General features: G+C 58.9%; 14 protein-coding genes and 1 tRNA gene. 6 read left to right on the top strand and 9 right to left on the bottom strand.

Annotated elements, in window-relative coordinates:
* From GPL81_RS23685 to GPL81_RS23670, 4 genes are all read left to right on the top strand, one after another.
* Positions 1 to 519: LysE family translocator (locus tag GPL81_RS23685; RefSeq protein WP_160108678.1), on the top strand; the 519-nt coding region annotated here is incomplete at its 5' end.
* 87 nt (positions 520 to 606) lie between these two features.
* On the top strand, positions 607 to 1950 hold the full coding sequence (locus GPL81_RS23680; RefSeq protein WP_160108677.1) for a sensor domain-containing protein: 1344 nt from the start codon (positions 607 to 609) through the stop codon (positions 1948 to 1950).
* Between the two features lie 117 nt (positions 1951 to 2067).
* Complete coding sequence (locus GPL81_RS23675) at positions 2068 to 2223, top strand: KGG domain-containing protein (protein ID WP_096513031.1); 156 nt, start codon at positions 2068 to 2070, stop codon at positions 2221 to 2223.
* Positions 2224 to 2295: 72 nt separating this feature from the next.
* Complete coding sequence (locus GPL81_RS23670) at positions 2296 to 2799, top strand: DUF4142 domain-containing protein (RefSeq protein WP_160108676.1); 504 nt, start codon at positions 2296 to 2298, stop codon at positions 2797 to 2799.
* A gap of 45 nt (positions 2800 to 2844) precedes the next feature.
* Here the strand turns inward: GPL81_RS23670 and GPL81_RS23665 are convergent, their stop codons facing one another.
* Positions 2845 to 3255, bottom strand: coding sequence for a low affinity iron permease family protein (locus GPL81_RS23665; RefSeq protein WP_160108675.1), 411 nt, complete (start codon positions 3253 to 3255; stop codon positions 2845 to 2847).
* A gap of 134 nt (positions 3256 to 3389) precedes the next feature.
* Here GPL81_RS23665 and tam point away from each other — a divergent pair, with 134 nt between their 5' ends.
* Complete coding sequence (tam, locus tag GPL81_RS23660; RefSeq protein WP_160108674.1) at positions 3390 to 4160, top strand: trans-aconitate 2-methyltransferase; 771 nt, start codon at positions 3390 to 3392, stop codon at positions 4158 to 4160.
* 466 nt (positions 4161 to 4626) lie between these two features.
* Here the strand turns inward: tam and GPL81_RS23655 are convergent, their stop codons facing one another.
* From GPL81_RS23655 to GPL81_RS23645, 3 genes are all read right to left on the bottom strand, one after another.
* Positions 4627 to 5034 carry a type II toxin-antitoxin system HicB family antitoxin gene (locus GPL81_RS23655; RefSeq protein ID WP_160108673.1) on the bottom strand — a complete coding sequence of 136 codons (408 nt, stop codon included), beginning with the start codon at positions 5032 to 5034 and terminating at the stop codon, positions 4627 to 4629.
* Between the two features lie 37 nt (positions 5035 to 5071).
* A complete protein-coding gene (locus GPL81_RS23650; RefSeq protein WP_108227799.1) occupies positions 5072 to 5251 on the bottom strand; it encodes a type II toxin-antitoxin system HicA family toxin in 180 nt (59 codons plus the stop codon).
* Between the two features lie 534 nt (positions 5252 to 5785).
* Positions 5786 to 5859 (bottom strand) — tRNA-Gly (locus GPL81_RS23645).
* A 32-nt stretch (positions 5860 to 5891) separates the two neighbouring features.
* Between GPL81_RS23645 and GPL81_RS23640 the strand changes: the two genes are divergently transcribed.
* Positions 5892 to 6035 (top strand): hypothetical protein, encoded by a 144-nt coding sequence (locus GPL81_RS23640; protein WP_160108672.1) that lies wholly within the window; start codon positions 5892 to 5894, stop codon positions 6033 to 6035.
* On the opposite strand, the gene GPL81_RS23635 is transcribed toward GPL81_RS23640, so the two are convergent.
* The 5 genes from GPL81_RS23635 to atzF form a co-directional block, all read right to left on the bottom strand.
* The gene (locus GPL81_RS23635; RefSeq protein WP_160108671.1) at positions 6017 to 6901 is read right to left on the bottom strand and encodes an alpha/beta fold hydrolase; all 885 of its coding nucleotides are present in this window, start codon (positions 6899 to 6901) and stop codon (positions 6017 to 6019) included. The genes GPL81_RS23640 and GPL81_RS23635 overlap by 19 nt on opposite strands.
* Before the next feature lie 312 nt (positions 6902 to 7213).
* Positions 7214 to 7906: a pseudouridine synthase gene (locus GPL81_RS23630; protein WP_160108670.1), complete on the bottom strand. Its 693-nt coding sequence runs from the start codon at positions 7904 to 7906 to the stop codon at positions 7214 to 7216.
* Between the two features lie 34 nt (positions 7907 to 7940).
* Positions 7941 to 8159, bottom strand: a complete 219-nt coding sequence (locus tag GPL81_RS23625) for a cysteine-rich CWC family protein (protein ID WP_160108669.1) — start codon at positions 8157 to 8159, stop codon at positions 7941 to 7943.
* Complete coding sequence (locus GPL81_RS23620) at positions 8156 to 9652, bottom strand: sensor domain-containing diguanylate cyclase (RefSeq protein WP_160108668.1); 1497 nt, start codon at positions 9650 to 9652, stop codon at positions 8156 to 8158. Before GPL81_RS23620 ends, GPL81_RS23625 begins: the two co-directional genes overlap by 4 nt.
* 192 nt (positions 9653 to 9844) lie before the next feature.
* On the bottom strand, positions 9845 to 11617 hold the full coding sequence (gene atzF / locus GPL81_RS23615; RefSeq protein WP_160108667.1) for an allophanate hydrolase: 1773 nt from the start codon (positions 11615 to 11617) through the stop codon (positions 9845 to 9847).
* Positions 11618 to 11624: the final 7 nt, after the last annotated feature.

Genomic DNA, 11624 nt, shown 5'->3' with positions numbered 1-11624 from the left:
GGGTTTCTCTGCGGGCATTTGCTGGGCGATGTGATCTGGTGCAGCACGGCGCTGGTGGCGATTGTCGGTGCGCGGGAAATCGGCAGCACCGCGTTCGATGTGCTGGGTTTGCTCAGCGGCCTCTACCTGTTCTGGCTCGGCTGGCGCGCGGTGCGGGCGCGTCGCAACAGCGCCGAAGCACCCGAGGGGCCGGCGCGTCAGCCGTTCTGGCATGGCATCCTGTTTGGCTTGACCAATCCAAAGGCCTATCCGGTGGCGGTAGCGACGTTCACGGCTTTGCTGTCGAGCCGCGCCGAGTTGTTGACGTGGTCGATGTTGCCGTGGCTGATCGTCCTGAGCTTCGTCGGCGGCCTTATCGCCTACGCTATCCTCATCGGCATTGTCGGGGCGCGCCGGGTGCGCACCTTGTATCAGCGCCATGAGCTGGCGATTACCCGTCTGTGCGGGGTGATGTTTATCGGTTTTGCCATCAACGCCCTGGCGCATGCATTGCCGGGGCTGGTGACGAACAAGGCTTGACGCTGATTGCAGGGCTGCATCAGTTGCATAGGTACGGGTCAGGGATGGTTTCTTATTGCTGCATCGTTCGGACACGTTCTCGGCACCATGACCACCAGAAATTCCGCTCCGTTGGCGAGCTACATCGACCTCTTGCTGGACGCCGTTTGCGCGGTCGACAAACAAGGTCGCTTCGTATTTGTCAGTGCGGCCTGCGAGCGCGTCTTCGGCTACACCCCCGACGAGTTGATCGGTCAGCAGATGATCGATCTGGTGCACCCGGCCGACCGCCAGCGCACCCTTGATGCCGCACGCGAGATCATGGGCGGCGAGCCCAAGCTGAATTTCGAGAACCGCTACCTGCGCAAGGATGGCCGGGTGGTGAACATCCTGTGGTCGGCGCGTTGGTCGGAGGTCGATCAGCTGCGCATCGCCGTAGCCCGCGACATCACCGAACGCAAGCAGGCCGAGTCCCGGCAGGCGGCGTTGTACGCGATTTCCGAAGCGGCGCATGCGGCGGAAGACCTGCTGGCGCTGTTCAAACGTGTCCACCTGATCATCGGTGAATGGCTGCCGGCGCTGAATTTTTCCGTGGCGCTGTATGACGAACACTGCGCGCAGCTGAATTTCCCCTATCACGTCGACGACCACGAACCGCAACCCGAGCCCGGCACGATCACCGGGCGCCTGTGTGCCGAGGTCATCCGCACCGGCCTGCCCATCCTGCTGACCCCGAACCAGGAGAAACCGCCCATCGGATTCGAGGCGCTGGTGACCGGGCAGAACTCATCATGCTGGCTGGGTGTGCCGCTGAACTCGCAGAACGGCACCATCGGCGCGCTGATCGTCAAAAGCATCCCCGGCGGCGAGCGCTACACCGAGCAGGATAAAGAGCTGTTGCAGTATGTCTGCGCCCAGGTGGCGACGGCGATCGAGCGCAAGCAGTTGCACGCGCGGCTGCAACGCATGGCCCAATACGACCAGTTGACCCAACTGCCCAACCGCGAATTGCTCCGCGACCGGCTCAAGGCCGCATTGGCAGCGGCGCGTGAAGGTCGTGGGCGCATGGCGCTGCTGTATGTCGACCTTGACCGCTTCAAGCAAGTCAACGACACCCACGGTCATGCGGTGGGCGACATGTTGTTGCAGACCGTCGCCAATCGGCTCAAGGGCTGCGTGCGTGAAACCGACACGGTGGCGCGCATTGGTGGTGACGAGTTTGTGGTGTTGTTGCACAGCATCCACGCCTCGGGCGATGCCGACTGCGTGGCCGGGAAAATCCGTCAGGTCCTGGCCCAGCCGCTGCGCCTGGACGGCCACAGCCTGCATATCCACCCCAGCATCGGCGTGGCGCAATACCCTGAGAACGGCACGGAAGAACAACAGTTGTTCCGGCACGCCGATGAAGCGATGTACAGCGCCAAGCGCGAGCATCACCTGCGGCTTGTCTGAATGCCGGCTGCCGTTCGTCGCGGCATGACCGGATTTTTCTAAACCTTTTGGCACGGGCAAATTCAGAATCTATGCGGGCTACTGCTCGCCGCGATTATCACCAAGAGGTAGAGAATCATGCCTAACTCAAGAAACTCGAACTCGGGAAACTTCGGCAACGATCGAACCAAGGCGTCTGAAGCCGGTCGCAAAGGTGGGAAAACCACCACCACGACTGTCGATAAGGAGCCTAAACCCGATATGGGTCGTAAGCCCGCACAGAAATCGAAGTAATGGATGTTGGTGGTTTTGATTGAGAAGCGGGGGCGAAAGCTCCCGTTTGAATTTTTAGAGGAGGGCGCGACCATGAACCGGATGGCCACCCGATTACGCAACTGCGGTTTTGCCGCGATACTGGGTCTGTGTGCCAGCAGTGCCTTCGCCCAGACGCCCGCCGAATTCATCAACGATGCCTCGGCCCAGGGTATTGCCGACATCGAAGCCAGTCGCCTGGCGCACCAGAAGACCGAATCCAAAGAGATCAAGGACTACACCATCGTCGTGATCAACGACCGCACCACCGCCAACCAGCACCTGGCGAAAATCGCCAAGCAACTGGACTTGCCGGTGGCCCCGCGCGAAGAGGTGGTGGATAAGGCCAAGGCCTTGATGCCCGAAGTCATGGAGGGCGCGAACTTCGATGAAGCTTACGCGGCCAGTCAGGTCAAAACGAACCAGGAAGCCATCGAGCAGCTCGAGCAAACGGAGCAGACCACCGACGTGCCGCAGATCAAGGCATTCGCCGAAGAAACCCTGCCAAAACTACAGAATCACCTGCAAATGGCCAAGGCCCTGCAGGCCGGTCTCTAGTCATTGCCGTGCGCGGGTGACCTTGGGCTACCCGCGCAATGTCGATCAGCACTCATTCAGATCCTGTTTGCCTTTCTCCTGAACCACGGTGCCGTCGATGGAAATGGTCTGGCCCTCACCCAGGCTGCGATAGTGTTTTCTCAGCGCCTCCAGCTCCTTGAGGTCCAACGCTTCGAGCCCCAACATCGCGTTCTGCGCGTCCTTGGTCACGCGCAGCAATTCATCGACCTTCAAATGCAAGATATCCGTGTCTCGGTTCTGCGTGTTCTGGATCAAGAACACCATCAGGAAGGTGATGATGGTGGTCGAGGTATTGATGATCAGTTGCCAGGTATCGTTGAAATGGAAAATCGGCCCGCTCAATCCCCACAGGAAAATCAGCAGGATCGCCCCCAGGAACGTCTTGGGGCTACCGGCCCATAGGGCGAGTTTTTGCGCGACTTTTGCGAACTTCATGGCGGTTTTCCTTGTGAGAGGGCGCTTGAAATTCAGACAGTGGGGGCCAATTGAAAATTCTATTTGCCTGTCGTGAGAAAAGCGCCAGGTGGCCATGGGTTAAGATGCTTCGGCACCCACGAAAGGAGAACGCAATGAGTTGGTCCGCCAAACAATACGTCGCTTTTGAAGATGAACGCACTCGTCCCGCCCGTGACCTGCTGGCGGCAATCCCCGCCGCAGAGGTGCGCTCGGCCATCGACATCGGTTGCGGCCCCGGTAATTCGACCGAGCTGCTGGTGGAACGCTTTGCCGACGCCACGGTGCGCGGGCTGGACAGCTCGGCCGACATGATTGAAGCGGCCCGCAAGCGCTTGCCGCAGGTGTGTTTCGATATCGCCGACATCGATACCTGGAACGAAAGCGGCCCGTTCGACGTGATTTTCGCTAACGCGGTGTTGCAGTGGGTGCCGGATCACGCTGCGCTACTGCCTTCGCTGGTGAACAAGCTTGCACCGGGTGGCAGCCTGGCGATTCAGATGCCGGACAACCTCAATGAGCACTCGCACCGCTTGATGCGGGAAGTTGCAGCTAATGGTCCCTGGGCGGGCAAACTTGCCGGAGCTGCCGGACAACGCACGAAAATGGCCGATGCCAGTGGTTATTACTCCATGTTGAATGCCTGTTGCACCCGCGTCGACGTGTGGCGCACTACTTACCATCATCCGCTGACAGGTGGCGCGTCGGGCGTGGTCGAGTGGTTCAAGGGCAGCGGCTTGCGGCCATTTCTCGAGCCTTTGGATGAGGCTGAGCGGGCGGAGTATTTGAAGCAGTATCTGGCTGCCATCGAACAGGCCTATCCGGCACTGGCCGATGGCTCGGTGTTGTTGCCATTCCCACGGTTGTTTTTGGTGGCAACGCGCTGATGCGGGTGAGGAACGGATGTCGTCATCCGTTCCTCTTCTTTGTGCGCCTGGCACTCAAGTATTCGAAAACAAACGAAGCAAAGCCGAACAACCCGATCATCGAAATGATCATGATCCCCAACTCTGAACTGTCCATGCTGACCTCTGAAAGAACGGTGAGCGGGGAGAGTAAGGCATCTGTCGTCCGGCTCAACGCGGCTCTACGGAGACTTTACTGGCGGGTAGAGATCTATACGAAAACTATACGAGTGCCTGCAAGTAACACTCAGCGCTGAGCGCCGCAAACCTTGTGGGAGCGAGCTTGCTCTCGATGACGGCTGCATATTCACATCCGTGTTGCCTGTCAGGCCGCCATCGTGAGCAAGCTCACTCCCACAGGGAGTGACGTCAGTGGGGTTCTGCCAAATTCCGGCCATAAAAAAACCGGCCACTTGGGGCCGGTTAATGCATCCCTTAAATAAGGTGATCAGCTCTGCTGCAACACCTTCAGTGCTGCCGATGCCAGAAAACCCGAACGGCTTTTCTCCTCCGGATGGTGCAGCACGTACTCATCAATTCGATTGAGCAGATAGCCTGGCAGGGTGATGTTTAGCTTCTGGGCCTTGCCCAGATATTTGGTCACGTCGATGTCCACCAGCGCCCATGCACACCCCTCGAATTTTGGGTTGGCTGCGTGCAAGGTCACTTTGTTCGCGGGCGGGATCGGCGAACCGTCTTCGGCCAGAATCTCGAAGTGGCCTTCAATGGCTTCCCGGGCCATCGCCATCGCGTCATCCAGGTCTTCCCCGGCGGAAAAGCACCCCGGAATGTCAGGGACTTCCACACCCAAGGCATGTTCATCACCGCCCATTGAAATCGCAATTGGGTAAAGCATGTTCATTGTCCTCCAAGGACTCCGCGCACCGGGCTCGTTAGAGCAGTGCCTGTTGCAAAATACTGATGGCCGTTTTTTTGAGCAGATCTTTTTTGGGATGAGGGACCGTCACCAGCCCCGGCTTGGTCGGGTGCTTGAAGTGATGGTGGCTGCCTCTGATTCGTACCAGATACCAGCCGTCCGCAATGAGTTGGCTTATCAAAAATCGGCTATTCACATCACCTCCCTGTGGTGTGCTTGTGGTTACTATACCTACTGATTTTTTGTAATCAACACTATACCCACCGAATCGTCCTGGGTTCGACGGGAAGGCGATAGGAATCGAGTCTAGGAGGGCACTGCGTCAACGGCTTGGAGCAAGCCTGAATTGAGCTGCTTTGTGTATTGCGAGGTTTTGCCGTGAGTGCTTAAAAATTCAAGTGCAGAAAAAACCAGCCTCCGAGACCGATCTATCCCGTCTCTACATTCCAGGAAAAACCAGACGAGAGTCCCATTTGTATGTACGAAAAGACTAACGCTTGATGAAATTTGATAATAAATCCGTGTTTTCCGAAAAAAACGCTAACGGATTTCAGGTCGCCACCGTTCCGGGAAGCACCTGCTGATCAATCAGGGAAAGAAAACGAGAATGGCGGAATGACTCACAAGCCCAATCCCACCAAACCCCAGACACAAAAAAACCGGCCATCAAGGCCGGTTTTTTCTTTACCTGCATCCCCCGTCAAAAACCAACGTGAGACTGAAATTCGATTGGAGCGGGTGAAGGGAATCGAACCCTCGTTATCAGCTTGGGAAGCTGGAGTAATGCCATTATACGACACCCGCCTGGAGCGGTTGACTTTGTACCAGATGTAACCGTGGAAATGAAGTTTTTCTTTACGGCAGATGGCTTTAGCGCAAATGAAACAAAGCGGGCCGCGTTGCGGTCGTTCGCGGGCAAGCCTGCTCTTGCAGAGCGGGGCTTGCTCGCGATGACGCTGTTTCAGATGGCCAATGCATGATGGTCCTGGGCGTGGTGGAAACGCGGTCGGCCTTCATGCAGCGCCGGTTTCAGGAACCCCATCAGTGCATTGCGGCTGTCTCGGCAGGCGGCTTTGTGTTCCATGTCGAGAAAGTGCCCGGTGGCCTGCAGGGTGCTGAAGGTGCTGTGTTGCACGTGGCCGGCGAACAGTCGGGCGTCTTCGGCGGCGGTGTACTCGTCCCATTCGCCGTTCATGAATAGCACTGGCACGTTGATTTTCTTCGCCGCGTTGAGGTAGCAGTGCCGATCGCTGTTAAGCACATCGCTGATGTGAAAGTGCATCTGCCCGTATTCATGCTCGGCCAGGCTGCTGACGTGTCGGTAGTTGAACCGTTTGAACAACGACGGCAAGTGTTTGCCGATGGTGCTGTTCACCAGGTTGCCGACCCGGTCGCCGTCGCGGTTGCCGAGGTAATCGACACCGCGCTCGAGGTAATCGAGCATGTGGGCGTTGACCACCGGGGAGAACGAGCTGATGACGGCTTTTTCGATCCGGCGTGGTTGTTGCGACAGCGCCACCAGGGTCGCGGCGCCACCAAAGGAAAACGACAGCACGTGTTCGGCGGCGAAGTGCTCGATCAGCTCCAGAAGGATCTGCCCTTCGATTTCCTTGGTCAGCATTTTCTCATGCAGGTTGTGGGCTTTTGACTTGCCCGCATAGGGCTGGTCGTAGCAGACCACGTTGAAATGCGGATAGAGGTTTTTCACGGTTTGGGCAAACGACGCAGTCGTGGACATCGAGCCGTTGACCAGAATAATGGTCTTCTCTGCGGCGTCTGCGCGATAGAACTCCGTGTAAACCCGATACTGACCCTGTATATCCAGCACAGCGATTTCTGGCCTCATGTCATAAGACTCCTGGCAAGCGGGTATGCGCGCAAATGAGATTGCACGAGCTTTGTGACAGGTAGGCATATGCCTTGGAATTTGTTAGCCCATGTCGATCCACTGCAGTCCGGTCGACGGGTATTGTTATTGGCGGGCAGTCTGCCGGGTGAGGCCGGAACCCAAGGGTTCCTACCGGCAAAAAGTTTCTTAGACGTATCTTGTGACTCGTCGGTCACATTTCGGCCGACGTCCTGATTCAAGCAGGGGTCACATCATTGCGCAAGTGCCGTTGGTAAATTGTTCGACAACTTCTGCTCAGCGGTAGGCTGCTTAGATCAAAGCGATCTCTTCGTCGCTGAGCGGGCGGTATTCGCCCGGTTTCAACCTGTCATCGAGCACCAATGGGCCCATGCTTTCGCGGTGCAGGCGCATCACTTTGTTGTCGAAGTGGCCGAACATGCGCTTCACCTGATGGTAACGGCCCTCGACGATGCTCAGGCGCGCCGATTTCGGCCCCAGCAGCTCTAGCCCGGCGGGTTGAGTGGTGAGGTCTTCGAAGGCGAAGTACAGGCCTTGCATGAACGTGATGGCGTATTCGGGGCCGATGACCTGCTCGGTTTCGACGTAGTAGACCTTTGGCAGTTTGGTCTGCGGTTGGGTCAGGCGGCGCGACCAGCTGCCGTCATTGGTGATCAGCATCAGGCCGGTGGTGTTGAAGTCCAGGCGTCCGGCGATGTGCAGATCATCCCTGTCCGGTTCATGGATCAGGTCGAGCACGGTCGGGTGCTGTGGATCTCGAGTGGCGCTGACACAACCGGCCGGTTTGTGCAGCATGAAGTGACGCAGCGGCTTGCCGGTTTGCAGTACCTCGTCATTGACTTCGACCCGGCTGAACTCACGGACTTCGGCATGCGGGTCGCTGACGATTTTTCCGTCAATCCGAACGCGCTTTTCCACCAGCAACAGGCGTACTTGCTGACGGTTGAAGCGGGGCAGGTTGCTGAGAAAACGGTCGACGCGCATGACTCAAGGATCAGTGAGCAAAGGGCTGCGCATCTTACTTGAATGGCTGGGGCACTGCTTGCAACTGCGCCTCGACCTCGGCGCAGCGTGGGCACAGGCAGGAGGCGTTGCGCAGTTCGGCCGGCAGCGCTTCAAGGACCGCCGGGTCGATACTGACGCCGTAGCACCAGCACGCCCGATCGGCGGTTCGCGGGTCGGCCAGGGTGCAGTCGTTGGATGCACCGCAGGCCGGGCAGAGGTCAGGCATGCTCATGATGGATAGGCATAAATGGAGTGAGGCATTTCCACGCAGGTTCGGTTGCGGCCACTTTGCTTGGCCCGATACATCGCATGATCGGCCCGCGACAGCAATGTGTGCAAGGTGTCATCGGGTTGCAGGGTGGTCAGGCCGATGCTGACGGTCAGCTGCAAGCTACTGACGTTGTAGGCATAACGCTGGTGTTCCACATGCTGACGAATTTTCTCGGCAATCATCAGGCCGGTCTCACCATCGGTATCTTTGAGCAGCACGATGAACTCTTCACCGCCCCAGCGACAGACGATGTCGGAATGGCGCAGGCAGCTTTCCAGATCCCGGGCAAAACCGATCAGCACCTGATCGCCGGCCAGGTGCCCGTAGGTGTCGTTCAAGGCTTTGAAGTGGTCCAGGTCAAGCAGCAGCGCGGTCAGTGGCCTGGGCTCGCGCTGGGCCTCGTGCATGGCTTGCGCAGCCAACAGGTCGAAGCCACGTCGGTTGGGCAGCTCAGTCAGGCTGTCGAGGGTTGCCTGGGCGTGGATCTTGCTCTGAAAGCGCTTGATCACCCGGTTGAGCAGGGCCAGCACGGTCAGGGTGACAACCAGGCAGATCAGCAGGTTGAGGTACAGCGAACGACGGATGTCACTGAGGTCGCCGTCTTCGCGCTTGTCGACGAACAAGTACCAGTTCAGCTCCGGAATGAACCGCACGTTGAGGAAATGCCCCTGGCCCTGGCCGGAATATTCGTAGCTGCCGCTGTGGGGCTTAGGCAATTGGCTGACCAGGTTTTTCATGCCCTCGAGTTCACCCAGGGTCTGCCCGGTCCGCGCACCATCGGGCCCGCCCTCGGCGCCGGTCAGTACCAGGCGCCCGAAGGTGTCGACGAAGTACACGCTGCGCTGGTAGCGCCGCTGGTATTTGTCGATCAGCTTGATCACCGCATCGACCGTCAGCCCGACACCCGCGGCACCAATGAAACGGTTGTTGTAGTCGTAGACCTTGTAGTTGATGAAGACGGTCAGGTTGTCCTTGTTGGCAAGGTCCGGATCGACGTTGATCTCGTAGGGATCTTTCATGCCACGCACGCGAAAGTACCAGGCATCGCGGGGCTCGGTAGCTTTGACCTGCTTGAGCACGCCCTTGGCGTGGTAGTAGGTCAGGCTGGTGTCGGAAACGAAGAAGGCGGTGTAGGCGCCGTAGTGGGTCATGACCTCGTTGAGGTAGCGGGTCATCTGGTCGGAGTCGCGTTCGCCGTTCACCACCCAGTCGCGCATGAAGGTATCGCGGGACATCATCGAGGAAATCAGGATCGGTCTGACAAGATCCTTCTGGATTTCCGAGTAGACGGTGTCCGATGTCAGCGGCAGTTCGGTGTTGACGATGTTGTCGCGGATCGACGCTCGCGAGGCGTAGTAACTGAGGAAGGAGGTGGCCAGGAATCCCGCGCCCAACAATGCGACCAGCGTGAGCACCAACGAGCGTTGAGAGTACAGCGGCGAGCGAAGCGGCATGGCAGTTCCGTTGGCATTAATCCGATGGCCTGCATTCTAGTGGTAACGGCGGGGAAATGGCTGCTGCATTTGTAGGGCGAATCGGTATGGATCAGGGATAGCGGCGTCTGGGCTGACGCCTTCGCTGACGAGGCAGCTCCTACAGGTATTGCACCGGACCTGTAGGCGCTGGCTTGCCAGCGAATCGAGAGGTCAACGCAGGTTTTTCAGATACGCCCGCCAGCCGCCCAAATGACTGATATCCACCGCCCCCTCCAGCCCATACGCCTCACAGATAAACCCACTCTCCCAACGCCCATCCGCCAGTTGCACCCTGCCCAGGCCCAATGGCGCCGGGATGCCGGTGAGGAACGAACCCAACTCGCTGCTCGGCAATTCCCACACTTCCACGGCAATCGCCACACCGCCATCCTTTACCCGCACCATACCCGGACGAAAGGGCGGACCACCCGCCAGCGCATACAGGTGATAGTCCGGTGAGCTGAAGGTTGTTTCCACCCGCCGGGCGCCGCGCTGCTTGAGCTGCCAGTTCAGCGCCAGCCCCTCCAGATGCGCGCCACAGACCACCAGGCGTGCACGATCATTGCGTGCAACCGTTGCCGGTGCTGACGCTGCCAGATCTTGCAGGCGCTGCAAGCCATCGGCCACGCTCAGCAGGTATTGATCGGTAAACGCCCGGCCAAACAGCGTCACGCCCCACGGCAAGCCGTTGTCCATGAAGCCGCTGGGCACGGCGACGGCGGCGTAGTCGAGCAGGTTCATGAAGTTGGTGTAGTAACCCAGTTCCGAATTGCGCAGGACGGGGTCAGCGTCCAGTTCAGCCAGCGTGACAGGGCGACCGATGGTCGGCGTCACCACGCAATCCAGGTTTTCCAGCGCCTTGTCGCACAGGGCTTTCAGGGTTTGCAGCCGATACTGGGCGCGGAAGGTTTGCACACCGCTTACCGCTGGCGCCTTGGCCAGCACCGCACGAATCACCGGCAGCACGGCTTCGGGGTTTTGTTCCATCAATCCGCCGGCCACGCTGTAGCGCTCAGCCACCCACGGACCTTCGTACAGCAAGCGTGCTGCCTCAAGAAATGGCGACAGATCGAGTTCCACCGCCTCACCACCCAACGCCTTGAGGCGTTCGATCGCCTTACCGAACAACACGGGACCCTGGTTGCAGCCAAAAAACTCCAGATCCTGTATTCGTGGTACGCCAAACCGGAAGGCGCGAGGCGTGCCGAACGCCGAGCCGTCATTCCACAGTGGATTGCTGCGGCTGTACTCATCCCGCGGGTCGAGACGTGCGGTCAGTGCCAGCAACTGACTGGCCTCCCGGGCGGTGGCGGTGAACGTGGTCACGCAATCCAGCGTGCGACAGGCCGGCACCACGCCCGCCGTGGAGATCAAGCCTTTGGTGGCTTTCATCCCGACCAGATTATTCAATGCCGCCGGCACCCGTCCGGAACCCGCCGTATCGGTGCCCAGGGAAAAACTCGCCACACCGAGCGCCACCGCCAGCGAGGAGCCGGCACTGGAACCGCCCGACGGATACTCGGGCAGGACGCTGTTGGGGCACGCACCGTACGGAGAACGACTGCCATTGAGGCCCGTGGCGAACTGGTCCAGGTTGGTCTTGCCCAGGGGAATCGCCCCCAGTGCCAGCAATTGCTCGACGATGGTTGCCGAGTGTTCAGGTACATAGGCAAACGCCGGGCAAGCCGCGGTGGTCGGTATGCCCGCCAGATCGATGTTGTCCTTGATCGCGAAAGGCACGCCGTACAGCGGCAGGCTGTCGATGTCGCGGCCGTCGAGTGCGGTTAGAAACGGTTCCAGTTCCTCAATGCTGAGCAAATGGATAAACAGGTGAAAGTCCGGGTTCAGCGCGGCGGCTTTTTCCCGCAAGGCCAACAGCAGTTGGCGTGGTGTGGTCTCGCCGGTGCGGTAGGCCGTGCGCAGGGCATCCAGTTGTAGGTTCATGGTGTTA

This window comes from Pseudomonas izuensis, from assembly GCF_009861505.1.
Classification (GTDB): domain Bacteria; phylum Pseudomonadota; class Gammaproteobacteria; order Pseudomonadales; family Pseudomonadaceae; genus Aquipseudomonas; species Aquipseudomonas izuensis.
Note: the sequence above shows the minus strand (reverse complement) of the source record. Positions and strands in the feature narration are given on the sequence as shown.

Bases quoted from the DNA above. Each gene is read 5' to 3' on its own strand.
- GPL81_RS23680 (WP_160108677.1), top strand. From the start codon at position 607: ATGACCACCAGAAATTCCGCTCCGTTGGCGAGCTACATCGACCTCTTG.
- GPL81_RS23675 (WP_096513031.1), top strand. From the start codon at position 2,068: ATGCCTAACTCAAGAAACTCGAACTCGGGAAACTTCGGCAACGATCGA.
- GPL81_RS23670 (WP_160108676.1), top strand. From the start codon at position 2,296: ATGAACCGGATGGCCACCCGATTACGCAACTGCGGTTTTGCCGCGATA.
- GPL81_RS23665 (WP_160108675.1), bottom strand. From the start codon at position 3,255: ATGAAGTTCGCAAAAGTCGCGCAAAAACTCGCCCTATGGGCCGGTAGC.
- tam (WP_160108674.1), top strand. From the start codon at position 3,390: ATGAGTTGGTCCGCCAAACAATACGTCGCTTTTGAAGATGAACGCACT.
- GPL81_RS23655 (WP_160108673.1), bottom strand. From the start codon at position 5,034: ATGCTTTACCCAATTGCGATTTCAATGGGCGGTGATGAACATGCCTTG.
- GPL81_RS23635 (WP_160108671.1), bottom strand. From the start codon at position 6,901: ATGAGGCCAGAAATCGCTGTGCTGGATATACAGGGTCAGTATCGGGTT.
- GPL81_RS23630 (WP_160108670.1), bottom strand. From the start codon at position 7,906: ATGCGCGTCGACCGTTTTCTCAGCAACCTGCCCCGCTTCAACCGTCAG.
- GPL81_RS23625 (WP_160108669.1), bottom strand. From the start codon at position 8,159: ATGAGCATGCCTGACCTCTGCCCGGCCTGCGGTGCATCCAACGACTGC.
- GPL81_RS23620 (WP_160108668.1), bottom strand. From the start codon at position 9,652: ATGCCGCTTCGCTCGCCGCTGTACTCTCAACGCTCGTTGGTGCTCACG.
- atzF (WP_160108667.1), bottom strand. From the start codon at position 11,617: ATGAACCTACAACTGGATGCCCTGCGCACGGCCTACCGCACCGGCGAG.